The sequence below is a fragment of the Mucilaginibacter sp. KACC 22773 genome (assembly GCF_028736215.1).
Taxonomy (GTDB): Bacteria; Bacteroidota; Bacteroidia; order Sphingobacteriales; family Sphingobacteriaceae; genus Mucilaginibacter.
Genome location: NZ_CP117883.1, coordinates 3,234,374 through 3,254,993 on the forward strand (window position 1 = coordinate 3,234,374; position 20,620 = coordinate 3,254,993).

Below are 20,620 nucleotides of genomic sequence, written 5' to 3' on the forward strand. Positions count from 1 at the left end.
TAATTATCAGCAACTTAATCAAAAACAAATAAATAATAACTGTACGCTTATGTAACATGGGGCGTACGGTAATGATACAAAGGTGAAAGGTGAAAGGTGAAAGGTGAAAGGTGAAAGGTGAAAGGTGAAAGGTGAAAGGTGAAAGGTGAATCAACCTTGCTTCGCCGGTTGATTCACTGGTTGGGACATACCGCAAACGCAGCTACCTTTTATCTTTTGCCTTTTGCCTTTCACCTATATACTACTCGCTTCTTAAACTTTTAACTGGGTTGCTAAGCGCCGCGCGGATGGCCTGGAAACTGATGGTACCAAGGGCTATAACAGAGGCCAGGATGCCCGCTATAGCAAAGATCCACCAGCTGATATCAATGCGGTAGGCAAAATCTTTGAGCCAGCTGTGCATAAACCAATAAGCCAATGGCGATGCTATAAAGAAAGAGATGATGACCAGTATAATAAAATCCCGGGATAGCATATTAACAATGCCAGGCACAGTGGCACCCAATACTTTCCGGATACCAATTTCGCGCGTACGTTGTAGCGTACTGTACGATGCCAGGCCCAACAAACCAAGGCATGATATAAATATGGCCAGCACGGCAAAGTTGAGGAACAGTTTGCCAAAGCGCTGCTCGGCCCGGTACTGGCGGTCAAAAAACTCATCTAAAAAGTAATAGCTAAATGGCCTATTCGGAATTAACATCTTCCATTTATTTTCAATGGCGGCCAGCGTTGCTGCGGTATTTTGGGTTGACATCTTTACCGAAATTAAAGAGATGTTCTTCATTTCGATACGCATGCTTAACGGTTTAATAACTTCCTGTAGTGACCGGAAATGGAAGTCCTTCATCACCCCTACTATTTTACCCTCGCGACCCCATTGTTTAAAGCGCCTGCCAATGGCCTGTTGAGGCGAACTATAACCAAATAATTTAACCGCGGCCTCGTTCAATAACATGGCCTGGGCTGTATCTGTGCCAAACTCACGGGAGAATGGCCTGCCTGCAACCATCTTGATTTTAAATTGATTTACGTAATCCCAGTCGACAAAATACAAGTCGAGATTAGCTATCTGCAAATCGCCCTTTTTATTCTCAATCTCGGAATAGGCACCGGGATTCCCCCCGCCCGGAACGCTTGATGACATCGCTGCTGATTTTACACCAGGAATTGATGTAAGCGCTTCTTTAAGCGCGTTTCCGGCAGGGTCGCCGTTGGTATCCAAAATAAGCATCTGGTCTTTACTAAAACCAAGATCACGGTTTTGCATAAAGTTCATTTGGGTATAAACAATGATGGTACCTATGATAAGGAATATCGAAATGGTAAACTGCGCTATTACCAGCGTTTTACGCAGCACATTCCCCTTGCTGCTGCTGGCAAACCGGCCTTTTAATACCGAAACCGGCATAAATGACGACAAAACCAACGCCGGATAAATGCCTGCAATAAGACCGATGGCTACCGATGTACCCAATAAAATCAGCACGTAATACCAATTGGAAAAGATTCCCTGGCTAATAGTTTTCCCTGCAAGCTGGTTAAACAAGGGCAGAAATAATACCGACAAAACGATAGTTAATACAAATGCGATAAGACAAAGCACCACCGACTCGCCTATGAATTGGCTGGCTAATTGTCCTTTTTCGGCACCAACAACTTTGCGGATACCTACCTCTTTAGCCCGCTCAACAGACCGCGCTGTGGTTAAATTCACAAAATTGATACAGGCTATCAACAGTATAAAAACGGCCACAATAGTAAATATGTAAACATTATTGATGCTGCCCGATTCCTGGCCGTTGCGTTTAGAGTACAAGTAAACCGTTTTCATTGGCTCCAGGAACAATTTGTAGCTCATGTGCATTTTTCGTTCTTCGTCGCCATTTCGGCGTTCTAAAAATGCCGGAAATTTGGATTCTAACCTTTTAGGGTCGGTGCTAGGTTTTAATAACAAGTAACTCGACGCCCCAAAATTTGCCCATTGGTTATCCAGCCCTTTGTTAAACTTTTGGGTAAGCGACACCATCGATATCAGCATATCCGCTTTGATTTGTGAGTTTTCAGGAATATCCTTCATTACCCCTGTTACCTTGGCGGGTATGGCATCGCCGGTTACCAGCACGGTTTGCCCTACAGGGTCGGTATTACCAAAATATTTTTTTGCAGCCGACTCTGAAAACACGATTGTAGCCACCTCTGACAATGCCGTTTTAGGATCACCTTTCAGCAGTTTAAAATCAAAAACTTTGAAAAATGTTGAATCGGCGAAAATCGATTTCTCTTCCTGGAATTTAACATTGCCTTTTTTTACCAAAAAACTGCCGCCGCTCACCCGCACAAATGATTCCACTTCAGGAAAATCGGCTTTAATATTCGGCGCGAATGGCCATGCCGTAACTCCGGTATTAATGGTTTCGGTCGGCGTTTTAATATCCGTAACCAGCCGGTAAATCCTATCAGCCTTGGTATGCATTCTATCGTAGCTTAACTCAAAGCCTACATACATAAAAATGAAAAAACAGGCCGTTATCCCTATGGATAGGCCTGTTATATTGATAATAGAAAATGCTTTATGCTTCCACAAGTTGCGCAAAGCGATCTTAAAATAGTTTTTTATCATTTTATTAGTTCATTGGTTCACTGGTTCATTGGTTTTGTCTGGTGATATAGTGGTGACTTGCCGGCACTATGCAAGCTCTAAAACATTCAACCAGTGAACCAATGAACTAAATCATTCGCTTCTCAAACTCTTTACCGGGTTGGCCAGCGCGGCCAGCACCGACCGGTAGCTTACCGTTATTGCCGCTATCACAAACGTGAACAATATGGATTCGACGAAAATTTCGGGCCCGATGGATATCCTGTATTGGAAATCTTTTAAATAATTATGCATGGCCCAATACGCCAACGGCGAGGCAATAACAAATGCAATCACCAATAAGATGGAAAACTCTTTGCCAAAAACCCATAGCACAGATGAAATGCTTGCACCTAAAACTTTGCGTACGCCAATTTCTTTTGTTTTACGTACAGCCATAAATGAAACTAAGCCATACAAGCCAAGACAGCCTATCGCTATAGCGATGCCCGCGAAAGCTTCTATGAGTGTTAGCAGGATATTATCCAATTCATAAAATTTCCTGATACTATCATCCAGAAACTGATACGAATAAAACTCTTCGGGAAAACCCTGATTCCATACCTTTTCAAAGGATGCTAACGATGCCTTGGCATTACGCATATTCATTTTGATGGCAATGGTAGAATAACCTTTATAATTTGGCATAATGCACACAGGCGAAATTTCACTGTGGAACGAATAGTTGTAAAAATCCTTCACCACACCAACTATGGGTGCAGTTGTACCTTTACCATTAATCGATAACATTTTACCTATCAAATCCTGCGGCTTCATGTTTAGTTTTTTGGCTACCATCTCATTCACTACAAACTCGCGTGTGGTATCTGAAGGAAAGAAATTGCGGCCGGCAACCAGTTTCAACCCAAAGGTTGAAAGATAGTTTTCATCTGCCGATTTAACGTTGATACTCCAATGCTCCTCTTCGGCCCGATGGTCAAAATTAACGCCTGTACTGTTATTGGATTGCGACGCGGGAGGCCTATAGCAATAAGTCACCTTTTCGACACCTTGAATTTGGTTTAACTGATTTTTCATGGTGCTTAAAATGGCCTTATTGTCGTTTTTGGGGATGGGTAATAAAACAATAGCATCCTTGTTAAAGCCCAAATCGGCAGTTTGCGAATAATGCAGCTGCGACACTATAATGATAGTGCCGATAATCAGCACCTGCGAAATGGTAAATTGGGTAACCACCAACACCCTGCGCAATGAAAATCCACCGATATCCTTTTGCGAAAGTTTACTTTTAAGCGCCTGAATGGGCTGGAACCTGGCCAATACCAAACCCGGGTATGACCCCGATAAAAACACTACCGCAACGCCAATTAATACAATAAAAACAGCTAATTCGCTTTTATTGAATTCCATTTCTGACTGAAACAGGTGATTGATAGCAGGTAAAGCGATATACGATAAGCCTATAGCAACCAGTATCGCAAATATCGTTATTAAAGCTGTTTCGGCTATAAATTGCCAAAACAACTGGCCGGGCATACTGCCCAAAACTTTGCGTACGCCAACCTCTTTTGCCCGGTTAAGTGCCTGCGCTGTTGCCAGGTTAACAAAATTTACACTTGCGGTAATAATCAGGAACAGGCCAATAAAGAATAGTGCCCAAAGGTACTTTTTATCGGCATAGCCATTCAGTTCGGGGTTAAAGTGCATATCGTTAAGGGGTTGCAGCTTAAAAAACCAAACTTTTAAATCGCGGCCTGTATAATGCTTTTTAACAATTTGTGCGGTGGTTGCATCTACCTGTGCCTGTGTTACCCCTTTTTTTAATTTGGTGAATACCTCGCTCCCGCTATATACACCACCCCAATTCTCTTCGCGCCGCTTATTGCCGGTGTACTCGTCCATGTTACCGTACGATACATAAATCTGTTGCCGGCGATCTGTATTGTTGGGTAAATCCTTCAAGATACCGGTAATCGTAAAATTCACCTTATTATCCAGGCGAAACACTTTGCCAATGGCGTTATCGTTGCCAAAATATTTTTGTGCAATTTTTTGTGTCACCAACGCCTCACCCGGCGCAACCAGCATTTTCTTTTTATCGCCTTTAATTAAGGGGAAGTTTAAAATATCAAAATATTCCGGCTCGGTAAAAGCCACGCCGTCATCTTCCTGGAATTTTTTAACCTCCGTGCCGTTTGTTATGGTGATAAGGGTACCTGTGAAGTTAATTACCCTCGCGGTTTTTTCGCCGATAGTAAAGTCATTCCTGAAGGTTTTTCCTAATGGTTGCGGCACGCCGTTTGATTTTCCAATGCCATCGTCATGCCATTCGGTATACAAACGGTATATCCTGTCTGAATCTTTATGAAAAGTATCGAAGCTTAGGTGATAGGTAACCAGTGTAAATATCAGGATACCACAGGCAATACCCAACGCCAAGCCAATAACACTTATAGTGGCATAAGCCTTGTTGCGTTTTAAATTCCGCCAGGCAATTTTAATATAGTTTTTTATCATTTCGTTTAGTCAATTAGTTATTTCCCTTTGCTGTTATTGATCATTTATATCGTACGGTGGTTAAATCATTTGCCGCTGCGTTCAATGAACTGACGACGTTGGGCTAATGACCTCATGACTTAAATCACTCATTCCTCAAACTTTTAACCGGGTTACTTAACGCTGCTTTTATAGCCTGGAAACTTACGGTTGCCAGCGCAATAAGCGTGGTTATTATGCCCGCGGCAGCAAATACCCACCAGTGAATGCTTACCCGGTATTGGTAATTTTGCAGCCAGTTGTTGATGGCCCACCAGGCTACCGGGAATGCTATCAGGCATGAAATACCAACCAGTTGTAAAAAACCTTTTGATAATAGCCCCGTTAAACCTGCTACGCTGGCGCCCAAAACTTTGCGGATGCCTATTTCCTTTATCCTCCGTTCGGCAGTGTACGCGGCCAGGCCAAATAAGCCCAGGCAGGATATAAATATAGCCAGCGATGCAAAAACGCCTGCCAGTGTTCCGGTAAGTGTTTCGGTTTTAAATATCAGGTCAAATTCGTCGTCAACAAATTTATAATCGAAGGGATAGCCGGGATTATTTGATTTAATTATACTGCCAACTTTGTTCAACACATCCGGCAAATTTGCTCCGTGTTTAAACCTTATGGTTAAAAAGCGGGCTCCGTCGGTATGATTATATAATAACATGGGGGCACTGGCGGCGTACATATCATTGTAGAGGAAATTTTTAACTATGCCGGTTACAGTTAATCGTTTTGAGCCACCTTCTGTTATAATAGCTCCAACATGTCCTTGTTTACCCATTTGTTTGGCAAAGGCTTCGTTGATGATCACGTTATTATTATCAGTAGTTTCATTTGAATGGAAATTCCTGCCGGAAGCCAGCTTCATACCCATGGTTGATAAAAAATGGTCGTTAACATTCTCCAGGCTTATCAATGGATTTTTTGATGCATCCTTGCCTTCCCACGAGTAATTATCGGTATTGCTCCAAATCTCTAAAGCGGGATAGTCACTCAACGCGGCGTCCTCAACTAAACCTGTTTCTTTTAATTCGTTGTAAACTGCAGGGAAGTGGTCAACCAGTTTACCTTGCGTGCCGATGCTGATCAGGTCATTTTTATTAAATCCCAGTTTGCGGTTTTTTACGTGCTGTATCTGTTGATAGATTACCACGGTACCGATAATCAAAATAATCGAAATTGAAAATTGAATAACCACCAGGCTTTGCCTGATAAGGCCCGAGCTTGTACTTGACTTTATTTTGATACTTTTTAACACCGTTATAGGGTTAAAAGATGACAAGTAAAAAGCCGGATAGCTACCTGCAAGTAAGCCTGTAATTGTACCTATCGCTATCAAGTAAATAACATGACCGGCAGCAAACAGGTTAAGGGCCAGCTCTTTTTGAACCAGGTTATTAAAAGCCGGCAGTGTTAAAGCAACCAATAATACAGCCACGGCGACTGCTATAAATGACATAATCAATGCTTCGCCAATAAACTGACTGATGAGTTTACCTTTACCAGCCCCCATCACCTTACGCACTCCAACTTCTTTGGCCCGCCTTTCTGACCGCGCTGTTGCCAGGTTCATGAAATTGATACAGGCTATGAATAATATGATGAAACCAATAATGGCAAACAAACGAACATACACAATGCGGCCGCCATCCATTTTACCATCGGTGAAATTATTGTGCAAATTCCAGTCGTTCATAGCAAAAAGAAATGATTGCGTATTGTTGCCCGTTTTTTTGGTTCCGATGTAGTTAGCCAGTTTTTTATTAATTGCATTAACATCGGCGTTGGGCTCCAACTCTAAGTAAGTATGCGCCCAGTTAGCACCCCAATCTTTCATCCAGGGCTTTTTAGGGTCAATATCGTTTAATGGCGCCAGCCAATGAAACTGCATTGTCGAATTTTTAGGCAGATCATTTATTACACCGGTAACAGTAAAATCCTGCTCATTATTCATCTTAAGCGTTTTGCCTACCGGGTTGGCATCGCCAAAAAACTTTTTGGCCATGGTTGTATTAATCACCACCGAATGCACATCACGGAAAGCATTATTGGCATCGCCATAAACAAAAGGTAGTTTCAGGATCGAAAATATCCCGGCATCAGCATAATCTCCTTGTTCGTTAATTGCTTTATCTCCAAGAGAAAACAAAACATCACCGGTACCGCCCGATCGGGCAGCTGTTTTTATACCTGGGATATCCGCGACTAATGATTTGGCCATAGGGCCTGGCGTAGCGTGAAAAGTAGAAACCTTACCTTCATAGGTTTGGTTTTCATAGATAACGTAAATGTTATCCCTTTTTTGAAAGTTATGGTTAAAAGTAAGCTCGTCCTGAACCCACAGAAATATAATAGATGCACAGGAAATGCCTATTGCAAGCCCCGCGATATTCAAAAAACTGTAAGCCTTGTTTTTTAACAAGCTACGAAATGTTGTTTTCAGGAAGTTCATTATCATGATAATTAAATTCTAAATCCCAAACCCTAAAAATTACCGGTCCTACACAAATCCCAAATTCTAACTTGCTTGCCCAATTCTACTCACCACTCACCACTACTCGCTACGCAAGCTTTTCACCGGGTTGGCCAACGCCGCGCGCACGGCCTTGTACCCTACCGTTACCCAGGCAATAACTACTGATGAAGCTATGGCCAACAGGAATATCCAGGCGCTTAACGATATGCGATAGGCAAAGTTTTGTAGCCAGCCGGTCATCACGTACCAGGCTAATGGCATGGCAATTACAAATGAGATAACAATAAGCACCACAAATTCTTTAGAAAACAGGTAAACAATACTGCTTACCGATGCGCCTAATACTTTGCGGATACCAACCTCTTTCGTGCGTTGCACCGCCATAAACGATACCAGGCCGTATAAACCAAGGCACGAAATAAAAATAGCTATGCCGGCAAATATTTTGTAAACCATGGCCATCTGGTTTTCTGCCTGGTAAAATTTGGCAATATTATCATCCAGAAAATAGCCGTTGTAAGCATATTCGGGGTAAGTGTTCTCCCACATTTTTTGTAATTCGGCAACGGTTTTACTTAAGTTCTTGGTTTGGATTTTAATGGCAACATTGCCTTCAAATTTTTTTGCCGGGGCGATAACAATTGGCTTTACGGTTTCGCGCAGCGAGTTGGTTTTAAAATCCTTCACTACACCTGTTATAGGCATCCACCTGCCATTGCCGCCAAACCGTACGGTTTTACCAATAGCACTCTCAGCATTCTGTATCCCTAATTTATGAATGAAGGTTTCATTTACCACCACCTGCCTGGCAGTGTCGCTTACATCATATCCTTTGCCGGCGGTAAATTGGAGCCCAAAGGTTTTAAAATAGTCGGCATCGCCAAATTTTAAATAGGTATTAAAGCCCGGGTCTTTGGTGTTGTTATTAAAATTAAAATTGGTACCCCAGTTGTTTTCTGAAGATGGCGCATCCGAACTAAAACTAACCGATTTTACAGCAGAATTTTGCATAAGCTGTTGACGATAGGCTACCATTTTACCCAGACTGATGCTATCGGTGTAGCCGGGAATAACGAGTACCGCTTCTTTATTAAAGCCAAGATCGGCCTTGTTTACAAAATCCATTTGGTTCATTGCCACTATAGTGCCAATCATTAACAATTGAGATATCGCAAACTGAGTAATAACCAGCGCCCTGCGTAACGGAATGCCGCCAATTGAAGCAGCGGTGATCTTATTTTTTAAAGCTAAGACCGGTTTAAAACCAGATACCACCATCGCTGGGTAAATGCCCGACAACACAATGACAACTATCATTACGACAAGTAAAAACAGCAGGTTTTCGGCGGTGAATAAACCAATGCTTTCGGGTACATTGGCAATGCTTTTAAGTTGTGGCATAGCCAACTTTGCAATACCTAAAGCCAGCACTACCGAAAAGAAAACCACCAGCGTAGTTTCGCCAATAACCTGGGCTATCAATTGCTTACGCGTGCTGCCTAATACTTTGCGGATGCCCACTTCTTTTGAGCGGCCAACGGATTGCGCCGTAGATAGGTTTATAAAATTGATGGATGCCATTACGATGATCAATAAGGCGATGAGCGATATGGTACGCAATGTGGCGTAACTCATGGTATGATCTGCCAGCGGGTTACCAAAACGGGTGTCAAAATGAAACAGTGATAATGGTTGTGCCAGGATGTGGGTTTCAGAAATTCCTTTTTTAAAGTGCTTGCGCGAAAAAGCTTCCAGCTGCTTACCAACATTATCGGCGGTAATATTGGGGGGCATTAGCATAAACACCTGGTGATTGCTACTTGTTGATCCCCATTCGCCGCTGTAGTTGTAATCTTTGCCGTGCGCTTTCCAGCTCACAAACGATACCATTATTTTAAACGGGAAGTCGGTATTAACAGGCGCGTCTTCAATAACCCCGGCAACTTTAAGCGTTATAACGTTGTCCATTTTAAGGGTTTTGCCGACAGCGTTTTTCCAGTCGCCAAAGTATTTATTGGCCATGCTTTTGTCAATCACTGCCATATCCGGATCTTTTAAAACCGTGGCGGTGCCGGCCAACCATTTTGAACTAAAAATGTCAAAGAATTGAGGTTCAATGAATAAAACGCCCAGATTTTCGGTAAATTTTTTATCGCCTGTACCTGTGCCTGCAACTTCGGGAACGGTTATCTGGCTGCCGTAGCTGCTGTTTAAAGCTGCTACGGCAGCCTGCGGAAAATCTAACCGAAGGGCCTCAGTAGCAGGCACTGCAATACCCGGATTATAAGTAAGGTCCGATTCGTGTTTTTCCTGGGTTACAACGTGGTATATGTTTTTGTAGTTGGGCTGAAATTTATCAAAACTCAGCTCAAAATTAATGATAACGAAAATGAGCAAACAAGCGGCAATGCCAACCGTAAGCCCGGCTATATTTATACTTGAATACGCCTTGTGCCTTACTATATTACGCCACGCTATTTTGATATAATTTTTGATCATGTGATATGCAGATTTGTACACTTGGTTTAAAACACATACCAAAACATTAAATAACTGATAATAAATAAGTTAAATTATATCAGAATTACGAACATGTTCGTAAGCGTAACAGTAAGTGTACGGTAATGATACAGTGTGTGAAAGGTAAAAGGCGAAAGGTAAAAGGCCACATTAACCTTAAACAACCTTTTACCTTTCCACCTCAACACTATTCGTTTCGCAAACTTTCAACCGGGTTGGCCATTGCCGCTTTAAGCGATTGATAACATACTGTTGCAAATGCTATCAGGACAGATAAGGCCGCTGCTAATACAAATACCCACCATTGAATATCTATCCGGTAAGCAAAATCCTGGAGGTATTTACTCATGGTTAGCCAGGCTATGGGCGATGCTACTACAATTGCAATAACAACCAGTTTAATAAAATCGGCCGAGAGTAATGCGGTAATGTTGGTTACAGATGCCCCAAGCACTTTACGGATGCCTATTTCTTTGGTGCGCTGCATGGTGAGCAGCGATATCAACCCTAAAAGACCAAGGCAACTGATAAAAATGGCGATAACCGCACTGGAGGTAATGAGTTTGTTCAGCAAGTCTTCCTTCTTATAAAAATCGTTAATCTGTTCGTCCAGGAAGCGGTATTCAAATACATTTTCCGGGAATACCGATTGAAATACTTTTTGGATTTGCGATAAAGCAGCAGAACGGTTTTTCAGATCGATCCTTACGCCTGCGTACTGATACTGGGTGCGAAAAGTGCTGATATACGACGGTTCTATTACTTTGTAAAGCGATTTGGCGTGAAAATCTTTCACAACCCCAACAATGGTACCTGGTTTATCAGTCAGGTCTCCGGCGGTAAATTGGTGGCCAATTATCTTTCGGGGATCTTTGATACCTAATTGTTTAACCAATTGCTCATTCACCAGGTACTCTTTGGCCGAATCCGCTTCGGCAATATTTCTGCCTGCTATAATCCGCAACCCGAATGTTTTAGCATAACCTGCATCGCCCATCAAAGTGCGGCCTACAAACTTTTCCCAATCCCTGCCCTCGTACTTTATTGATCCGCCTTTATCGGCTGTTGAGGAAGGTGCCCGGTAGCAAAAAGAAACAGCGCTTATAGCGGGGTTAGCCAGTAGCTGGTTACGGAAAAAATCAGTCTTAATCTTGTCAAAATCGGGCAAAGGAAGCATTACTACGCCCGTTTTATTAAAGCCAAGATCGGCAGTCTTCAGGTAGCGCACCTGCATAGTAATAATAATGGTACCGATAATAAGCACCTGTGCAATTACATTTTGAATAACGATGAGGCTTTTACGGCTAAGCCCGGCAGCTTGCGAATGCCCGCCAACCTGGTTTTTCAGCGCATTTACAGGCTTAAACCTGCTTAATACCAAAGCGGGGTAAAACCCTGCAGCAATGGTAATTATCAGCATGGATAGGGCAATAAAAACAAACAGGGTTTTATCGTGCGTAAAATTAAATGTAAGCGTTGTTTGCAGCCAGGAATTTAAAACCGGTAAAAACATCCAAACTGATAAGACCGCCAGTAGTACGGCGGCAAAAACTATTAATGCCGTCTCTGTAATAAACTGGATGAATATAGCAACCGGGGTACTGCCTAAAACTTTACGGGTGCCTATTTCTTTGGCACGTTTAAAGCTTTGGGCGGTTGCCATATTAACAAAATTTACACAGGCTATCACAATAAGCAATAAACCAACAATGCCCAGCGTGCTTAACAACGATTTTTGTATTACGCCACTATACCGGCCATCAAAATGCACCTCATTTATGGGTTGCAAAAAGTATTTGAAGGTCTTTGCCGCTTCCTTATCCATCAGTTTGGGTATGGTAGCCTCAACCTTTTGGGGCGACAAATTTGGCGGTAATTGCAGAAATATAACATTCCGCGAGTCTTCCCAATACCAGCTTTCCTGGAAATCTTTTTGAACATCAGGATAAAGAGTTTTAAGTGCCATTAACGATAAAAACATATCGCACTTCAAATCGGTATTATCCACATTATTGGCCAATATCCCGGTTACCTTAAAATTGTGCTTGCTATCCAGGCGGATAACCCGGCCAACAGCATCGTCGGTACCAAAATATTTTAGCGCCAATTTTTGGGTGATAACTGCATTATCCGGATCATTAAAGGCAGTTTCGGCACTGCCAGAGAGCCACGTATAGTCAAGCATGTTAAACCAGTGCTTATCGGCAAGGCCAACATTCTCTTTTTCATAAAACAACTTCTTCTCCGCCCCGTTGCCTTGCGGAACCGAGATGGTGAACGAACGCTTTTGAACCAAAACGGCCGCGTCTTTTATCTGCGGCAATGCTGTTTTAACAGCGCGGGCCAACACCATTGGCGCGCCTTTCTCATATAGTGTAGTGCCATCCTCAAGATGCAGCTGTTCAACTATTTTATATAACGATTTTTTGTTGTGATGATAAGCATCGAAACTTAGGTGATAGCTTATAAACTGGAACAGAATAATGCTGCACGCTATCCCCATGGATAAGCCGAATACATTAATAAGTGTATAAAATTTGTGCTTCCACAAATTACGCCAGGCTATTTTTAAGTAGCTTTTAATCATCGCTTTAGTTCATTAGTTCATTAGTTCGATGGTTCATTAGTGGTATTGTTCATTAGCTTTGGCATCGTCCTTAACACATCAACGCCAGTCAGGCAAAACCAATGAACCAGTGAACCAATGAACAACCTATTCGCTCTTTAAACTTTTAACCGGGTTGGCTGTGGCAGCTTTTATGGTGTGATAACCAACCGCCATCAGTGCCATAACTATAGCAATTGTTCCCGAGATAAATACCAGGCCAATATCGGGTTTTATTCGGTAAGCATAAGTTTGCAGCCATTTACCAATGCTCAACCAGGCTATCGGCGCGGCTATTACAATTGCTACCAGCACAAGCTTCACAAAATCAATTGATAGCAAAGTGGTGATTGATGTTACCGAGGCGCCCAAAACCTTACGAATGCCAATTTCTTTAATGCGCTGCTCGGCAGTAAACGTTGCCAGGCCAAATAGCCCCATACATGCCATAAATGCAATCAGGAAACTGAATAATGTAAAAAGCTGCTGCAATTTATTATCGGCCTTATATTGCTCCTGCAACAAATCGTTTACCCATCGGTATTCAAATATTTTACCTGGGAAAAATTGCTTCCATAGTTTATCAACGTTGGTTAATACCTGCTTCTGGCTACCAGGCTGCACTCTCATCAGCATACTGCCATAGGTAATTTTATTATCGGCTACAATTAGTGTTGGCGACATCGCAATTTTAAGCGATTCGTTATTGAAATCTTTAATAATACCCACCGGTATCCCGCGCATGTTTAATATAGGCTTGTTTAATTCTTTGATATTGAACGCCTGCGCTGTATAAGCTGTAATTAAAACAGGTTGCGTTTTTTGCGCTTCCTCAAACTTCTCCATACTTTTTTGCATTAATGAATCTGAGTTTAAAGCATCATTTCCAAATTTATTGCTAAACAACCGTCCCTTCTGCAATTGGAGTTTTAAAGTACTGACCAAATCCACATCAGCTTTGATATAAGTGGCCTGAATTTTATTGCCCTTTTGATTAGGATCATCAACCATTGTTGTCATAAAGCCGCCGCCGCCGGATGGGTACCAAGTACTGATACTGGCATTTTCGACGCCGGCAATTTTTAACACCTCTTGTTTAAAGGCATCGCCACTTGTACCCAAATCTGTTTCGTTAATACGCAGCAGGTTATTTTTATCGTACCCTAAATCTTTATTATTGATAAACTTAAGTTGTTTTTGAACAACAATGGTACAAATCAATACTGCTACAGATATAGTGAATTGCACGACAACCAAGGCTTTACGCAATACACCGCTACCCTGTTGGACGCCAGTATTACCCTTTAAAGCCGTTGCCGGTAAGCGCCCCGATAAAAGTAAAGCCGGGTATAACCCGGTTAATAAACTCACCAGTAAAACCACCCCGCATATTGCCGAAAACATGCCGATGTTACGGGATAGTGTCAACATTAGCTTATATCCTAAATAGTTTTCGACCGGGTTAAGTAATATGCTGTAAACAAATATGCCTATGGCAAAAGAGATAACAAAAAACAAAATCGACTCGAACAAAAATTGGGCAATTAAATCGGACCTGGCAGCGCCAAGTACTTTACGGATCCCTACTTCGGCTATCCGTTTTAACGCGCGTGCGGTGGTTAAATTGATAAAGTTGATGCAGGCAATAATAAATAGCAACACGGCGATGCCACTAAAGATGTATACATTGCTTATTTTACCCTGTACACGCTGATACCCCCCAAAATCAGACTTTAAATAGACATCTGTTATCGGTTGAAACTCATAGCTAACATTCCTGCTGTTTCCCTTTGTAAATTGCGCGTACCATTTATTAACCTTGGCACTAAACAGTTTTACCGAACTACCCGGTTTTAACAGAATGTATTGCGAAGTAAATGTACCGAAGCCACCTTTATTAAGTTGATTGTAATCGGCATCATGTTCATTTAAAACCAGCATATCTGCCCTTAAATGCGTGTTTGAAGGAATATCCTTTATAATACCGGTAATAATGTACGTTTTCGCTTTACCAAAATCAGGAATATCCGTTATGGTTTTCCCTATAGGGTTTCCGTCAGCAAAATATTGCTTCCTTATTTTTTCGGTGATGACAAGGTTGGGATACCCGGGAACAAACTTCTTAGGGTTGCCAAGCACAACCGAAAAATCCAGCATATTCCAAACGCTTGGTTCGGCTGACAGTGCAACAATGCTTACCCCATCCCTGTTATCGCCCAGTTTATACCGGAATTCTCTGTCTACCATCCTGCAATAATCCTTTACCTCCGGAAAATTGGTTTTCAGGGTTGGCCCTAAACCGGTAAAGCTTCGGGGCGATCTATCCACTAAGTTTTTATCGCTGTTATCTACCGTTATTACCCGGTAAATATTATCCGCGTTTTTCCATTGCCTATCGTACGACAGGTCATCTATCACCACCGTGGCAACCAACAGGCACGCCGCCATACCAATAGTAAGCCCGGCTATGTTTATCAGGGAATAAACCCTGTTACGTTGTAAATTACGGAAGGCTATCTTGATATAATTCTTTATCATATGTCAGTTCATTGGTTCACTTGTTCATTAATTCATTGGTTGTATTGTTCATTAGCTTTGCTGATTCGATTCATTAGTTCATTGGAACGCGGGTATAGCAGATAAATCGCTATTAGTTGCAACCTGTATAACCACACAAGACCAATGAACTAATGAACCAGTGAACCAATGAACCAATGAACGAAGCTATTCGCTACGCAAGCTCTTCACCGGGTTTGCTCTGGCCGCCTTTAAGGTATGGTAACTCACAGCCAACAAAGCGGTAGCTATGGCTATAAAACCAGCGATAGTAAAAAGGAACCAATCGGGTGTTATGCGATATGCAAAGTTTTGCAGCCATTGGTTTACCAGGTACCAGGACAGCGGAACGGCAATTACAAATGCGCCCAGCGCAAGGTATATTGTGCCCCTGTTAAGCAACACAAACAAATTTACCAACGATGCCCCAAGTACCTTGCGGATACCAATCTCTTTTGTGCGGTTAATGGTTGTAAGGCCGGATAGGCCAAACAATCCTAAGCAAGCAAGTATGATAGCGATGATACATGATACGGTAATGGTAGTCATCCAGCGCAAATAAGCATCGTAGCTTTTGGCAACATCCTGGTCCATGAAAGTATAAGTAAGCGGAAGGTTATTGGTTAATTTGTTCCATTCGCTTTTTAATTTAGCCATAGTTCCCGGAATGCTTTGGTGTGCCTTTATCCGCAGCCAGTAATAAAATATAGGATCGCGGTTGATGGTATGATAGGCCGGTGGGATCACCTGGGTGAGATCGCGGTTGTGGTAATCTTTACAAACGCCAATAATAATACCACCAATGGTGGTATTATATACATCAAGTGCCGGCTTACCAAGCATATTATACAATGTTTGATTTACAACTACATTGTGCCTGATCTTGGTTCCGGCGGGCGCCTTTTGCTCTTCAGACAGCACCATTCTGGCGCTATCACTTGCTATATCACGCGAAAAATCGCGCCCTTTAACAATTGGTATTTTGTTGAATTTAAAATAATCATAATCAACATTTAAAAAATCAACCGGAACACTTTTGCCGTTAATGGTATGCCCGTTGGTGCTTGCCACATCAAAATAAAATGAAGCGCCTGTTGCGCCATCCAGGGATGGTTCAGTATCGGCATAATGATATATGGCCTCTTTTAATCGGTTGCCGTTTTGTTTATCCGCATAATCATAAGGATTGTGCAGTACCACAACCTGGTCTTTATCAAACCCCATCTCGGTTTGATTAATAAAACGCATTTGTTTATTAATCACCAACGATGATATCACTAAAATAACACAAACCGAAAACTGAACGATGATAAGGCTTTTTGACAATACAGGATTAATGCGATAAGCCGAAAACCCTCTCATGATATTTAAAGGTTTTAGCCCAGACATGGCATAAGCAGGGTAAATGCCTGCTGCAAAGCCAAGCAAAATAGCCAGCACGGGCAGCAACACTAAAAGATTAACAGATGAAAAATTATTTAAGCTAATGCCGGCACCTGTAAGCGTGCTAAAAAATGGCATTACAGACACCGCCAGTACAATGCCTGCTGATACCGATATAAAAGCGAGCAATTGGGTTTCTGTATAATATTGCATAATGATTTGTATTCGCCCTGCCCCTATGGTTTTGCGAACGCCAACATCCTGGGATCGCGAAATAGCATTAGTAAGCGTAAGCAGCACATAATTAAAGCAGGCTATCACCAAAATAATTACTGCAAGGGTTATCAGTTGATAAATGTTTTTGAGGTTGGTGTAATGTCCCCATGCCCCGCCCTGGTTATAATGGGCATCGGCAAAACTTCTTAAATAAATATGGGTATCAGAAGCTTTGGTTGTTGGATCCTGCTTTTGCATGAATTCGGTAAGCGATTTAAAATAAGTTTTCGCAAAAACATCGAGTTTCTGCCGAAAACGGAACACGTCTGTTCCTTCTTTTATTTTAACAATCAGCACTTCGCTAAATGAGTTAACTCCATTACTAATCTTTTCCTTATAATCTTCTCTCGACTCCAGCGGAAAGATCAAATCAAACTGCATACTTGAATTTGCCGGAAAATCTTTCATCACACCATTAACAGTTACCAATATAGGTTTGGCATCTCCCGGCAATTGAATGGTTTTGCCTATGGGGTCGGCAGCACCAAAATATTTATTAGCCAGCCGCTGGCTGATCACCACCTGGTTACGACCGTTTAAAACCGTTTTGGGATCTCCTTTAATTAGCGGATAGTTAAATACTTTAAAAAAATCGGCATCGGCGCAAACGATATTGTCATCTTCCTGAAAATTTTGGTTGCTCACTTTTATAACCGGTTTATAAAAACCTTCAAACCGCACAGCACTTTCAATCTCCGGGAAATTTCGCTTCATATCCGGTGCTAACGCAGGCGGCGTAGTGGTTATATTTTTTTTATCTTCTATATTAGTCAAAAACGAAAAGAAACCATTTTCGCTCTTATCATCAGTTGGTTTTGAAAATATGTCCGACTCTTCCACTCTGTACAACCTATTTACGTCGTTATGGAATTTATCAAACGATTGCTCGTTTTTTAGATATAAATAGACAAGAATACAAAAGGCACTTGCGATACTCAATCCAACTATATTGATAGCGGTGTATAACTTGTTGCGCAAAATGTTCCTGAAGGCCAATACTAAATTGTTTTTTATCATATTATTGGTTCATTAATTCAATAATTCATTAGTTCATTGGTCTTGTATGTTGGTTCACTGTTTATTGGCCATGGATGGTTTGTTAGTTTTTTGGACGCGCGGTCAGCAGATCAAACTAAGGTTTGCCGCCCGCCACCAGTGAACCAATGAACTAACCTATTCGCTACGCAAACTATTCACAGGGTTAGCAACCGCAGCCTTTACCGTTTGGAAGCTTAGTGTAAATAGTGCAGCCAATAACATACCTGCACCGCTTGCCACAAATATCCACCAACTGACAGTGGTACGGTCGGCAAAACTTTCCATCCATTTGTTCATGGCGTACCAGGCCAATGGGGTAACCAGCACAAATGCAAGTAAAATAAGTAATATCAGCTCGGTTGATAGCAGGGTGACAATCTGCGCAACCGACGCGCCGAGTACCTTCCGTACGCCAATTTCTTTGGTGCGTAAATTGGTGGTGTACATAGCCAGGCCTAACAAACCTAAACAACTGATAAATATAGATAGGCCTGTTGCCCAGGTAAGCAAGGTAGACGTATGTTGCTCTGATTCGTAAAATTTTTCGATGTTTTTATCATAAAAACTATAATCAAAGTCATCATCGGGGTATAGTTCCTTCCAGGTTTTTTCCATGCTGCCAAGGGCCTTCTTCCAATCGTCGCCCCCGGCTGATTGTGGTTTTAAAGCGATATGGAAAGTACGGTTTTGATATTTACGGTATGGTATAAGTATGGCAAGCGGCTTAATGGCATCATGTAATGATTTTTGATAAAAATCGGCAACCACACCTACTATCTCCATTTTTTTATCATCGTTATAATCAAGCATTTTACCTATCGCATCTGATGGCTTTTTAAAACCGAGCGTCCGGGCATAAGTATTGTTAATTATCAAAGCCTTTGTTGAATCGGCTTGCGTGATATTGCGGCCGGCCAGTAGTTTAATATTATAAACCTTCAGGTAGTTTTCATCCCCGAATTTTTGCTGAACATCTGTTTTAACCTCCTTTTTACCGTCTTTGTAAGTGGCCTCGGTGCTGTTGGTATTGCCCGAAGATGGCGGATTACTACCAACAGCCATTATTTCAATTTGCGGGATGGCGGCAACCCTGTTTTTAAAAACCTGCTTTGTTCCTTCATTTGAATTTTTATACGGGATGGTTATATTGATAATAGCATCTTTTTTAAAACCCAGATCCTTATGTAGGGCATAATAAATTTGTTTGCTTACCAATATGGTAGCCATGATAAAAAATTGCGCTATTACAAACTGAACCGTAGTTAACGATTTACGCAGAAACGCGTTACGGGTTTTACTTGTGCCCGAGTGCGCCTGGTTTTTAAACACATCAACCGGCTTATAGCCCGATAATACCAGCGCTGGGTAAAAACCAGATAATATACTTACAACCACCACTAATGCAAGCATAAACAGCAGGATATTGCCATGATGCAGGTAATCAACCGTGATACCTTTGGGGGTAAAATCGGCAAATAGTTTAAGGATGGATGGTGCGACCAGCAGCGCTATAATTACTGCAAAAATGGTTATCAGGAAGGTTTCGCTCAAAAATTGGGTTATCAGTTGGCGGCGGGTGCTTCCCATTGTTTTACGGATGCCTATTTCTTTGGCGCGTTGCGAAGCCTGGGCTGTTGTAAGGTTTACAAAGTTGATGCAACCTAATAGTAACAAAAATGCAGCTATAACCAGTAAGCCATATAAGGTTGTCTTGCTTGCTGTGTGGCCACCATCAAAATTATTGTAATCTTTGTTAAAGTGCAGATCGCTTAACGGCTGCAAATGAAAAACCTGGGTATTGCCGGCATCTTCCTTTTTAGGCGGATGATGCTTTTTTAGCAATACATTCAGCTGCTTTTCAACATTAGCTGCCGATGCATTATCTGCAAGTTTAAGGAACAATACGGATGCAGATGTGGTACTCCCCCATTCTGTTAACTGAAGATTATCTTTGAGGGCCGGATTGTTAAGGCCAGTACTATAGGATATAAAATCATGAAAATTAAAGTCGGTGTTTTCTTTAGGAGTTTGTATAATACCGGTAACAGTAGTTTTAATGGTATCATAAGTTACCGTTTTGCCCAGCATCTGGCCGTAAGAAAGCTTGGGGAAATATATCTTAGCCTGATCTGACGTTAGCACCACCTGGTAAGGCTCGTTCAGCGCCGTTTTAGCCGATCCTGCAAGCCAGGTATAATCAAATAGTGTAAAATATCTGCCATCGGCCAGTACAATATTTTCATGGTCTTTAAACCTTGTGGGTACATTGGTGTTATTGGCAATAAATACATTCATGCCGCCATTGGTAAAAAACGGCACCACGTCTTTTACGCCCGTTACTTCGGCTTTTACAGCCCCCGCCAATGGGCCGGTAACGCCACCGTTATACCCCACATTGCCCGAAAACGAATACTCGGTAACCACGCGGTAAATCTTATCGCTGTCCCTATGGTTTTTATCAAACGTAAAATCATAATTTACAATAACGTAAATTACCAAAGCGGCACTAATGCCGATAGACAACCCTACAATGTTTATCATTGTAAACAACTTGTGCCGTCCGAAATTACGGAACGCAATCTTGAAGTAATTTTTTATCATTTTATTGGTTCATTAGTTC

8 protein-coding genes are annotated in these 20,620 nt (G+C 41.9%); all 8 read right to left on the reverse strand.

What is annotated here, in order from left to right; genetic code table 11:
- Positions 1-241: 241 nt before the first annotated feature.
- Positions 242-2,623 (reverse strand): ABC transporter permease, encoded by a 2,382-nt coding sequence (locus PQ469_RS13585; protein ID WP_274213438.1) that lies wholly within the window; start codon positions 2,621-2,623, stop codon positions 242-244.
- A 111-nt stretch (positions 2,624-2,734) separates the two neighbouring features.
- Complete coding sequence (locus PQ469_RS13590; RefSeq protein WP_090650509.1) at positions 2,735-5,119, reverse strand: ABC transporter permease; 2,385 nt, start codon at positions 5,117-5,119, stop codon at positions 2,735-2,737.
- Positions 5,120-5,243: 124 nt separating this feature from the next.
- On the reverse strand, positions 5,244-7,598 hold the full coding sequence (locus tag PQ469_RS13595; protein WP_274213439.1) for an ABC transporter permease: 2,355 nt from the start codon (positions 7,596-7,598) through the stop codon (positions 5,244-5,246).
- Between the two features lie 102 nt (positions 7,599-7,700).
- Positions 7,701-10,121, reverse strand: a complete 2,421-nt coding sequence (locus PQ469_RS13600; RefSeq protein ID WP_274213440.1) for an ABC transporter permease — start codon at positions 10,119-10,121, stop codon at positions 7,701-7,703.
- Between the two features lie 208 nt (positions 10,122-10,329).
- The gene (locus tag PQ469_RS13605; RefSeq protein WP_274213441.1) at positions 10,330-12,729 is read right to left on the reverse strand and encodes an ABC transporter permease; all 2,400 of its coding nucleotides are present in this window, start codon (positions 12,727-12,729) and stop codon (positions 10,330-10,332) included.
- A gap of 126 nt (positions 12,730-12,855) precedes the next feature.
- Positions 12,856-15,285 carry an ABC transporter permease gene (locus PQ469_RS13610; protein WP_274213442.1) on the reverse strand — a complete coding sequence of 810 codons (2,430 nt, stop codon included), beginning with the start codon at positions 15,283-15,285 and terminating at the stop codon, positions 12,856-12,858.
- A 186-nt stretch (positions 15,286-15,471) separates the two neighbouring features.
- Positions 15,472-17,979: an ABC transporter permease gene (locus PQ469_RS13615; RefSeq protein ID WP_274213443.1), complete on the reverse strand. Its 2,508-nt coding sequence runs from the start codon at positions 17,977-17,979 to the stop codon at positions 15,472-15,474.
- A gap of 156 nt (positions 17,980-18,135) precedes the next feature.
- Positions 18,136-20,601: an ABC transporter permease gene (locus PQ469_RS13620; protein WP_274213444.1), complete on the reverse strand. Its 2,466-nt coding sequence runs from the start codon at positions 20,599-20,601 to the stop codon at positions 18,136-18,138.
- Positions 20,602-20,620: the final 19 nt, after the last annotated feature.

Bases quoted from the DNA above. Each gene is read 5' to 3' on its own strand.
- PQ469_RS13620 (WP_274213444.1), bottom strand. From the start codon at position 20,601: ATGATAAAAAATTACTTCAAGATTGCGTTCCGTAATTTCGGACGGCAC.
- PQ469_RS13590 (WP_090650509.1), bottom strand. From the start codon at position 5,119: ATGATAAAAAACTATATTAAAATTGCCTGGCGGAATTTAAAACGCAAC.
- PQ469_RS13600 (WP_274213440.1), bottom strand. From the start codon at position 10,121: ATGATCAAAAATTATATCAAAATAGCGTGGCGTAATATAGTAAGGCAC.
- PQ469_RS13585 (WP_274213438.1), bottom strand. From the start codon at position 2,623: ATGATAAAAAACTATTTTAAGATCGCTTTGCGCAACTTGTGGAAGCAT.
- PQ469_RS13605 (WP_274213441.1), bottom strand. From the start codon at position 12,729: ATGATTAAAAGCTACTTAAAAATAGCCTGGCGTAATTTGTGGAAGCAC.
- PQ469_RS13595 (WP_274213439.1), bottom strand. From the start codon at position 7,598: ATGAACTTCCTGAAAACAACATTTCGTAGCTTGTTAAAAAACAAGGCT.
- PQ469_RS13610 (WP_274213442.1), bottom strand. From the start codon at position 15,285: ATGATAAAGAATTATATCAAGATAGCCTTCCGTAATTTACAACGTAAC.
- PQ469_RS13615 (WP_274213443.1), bottom strand. From the start codon at position 17,979: ATGATAAAAAACAATTTAGTATTGGCCTTCAGGAACATTTTGCGCAAC.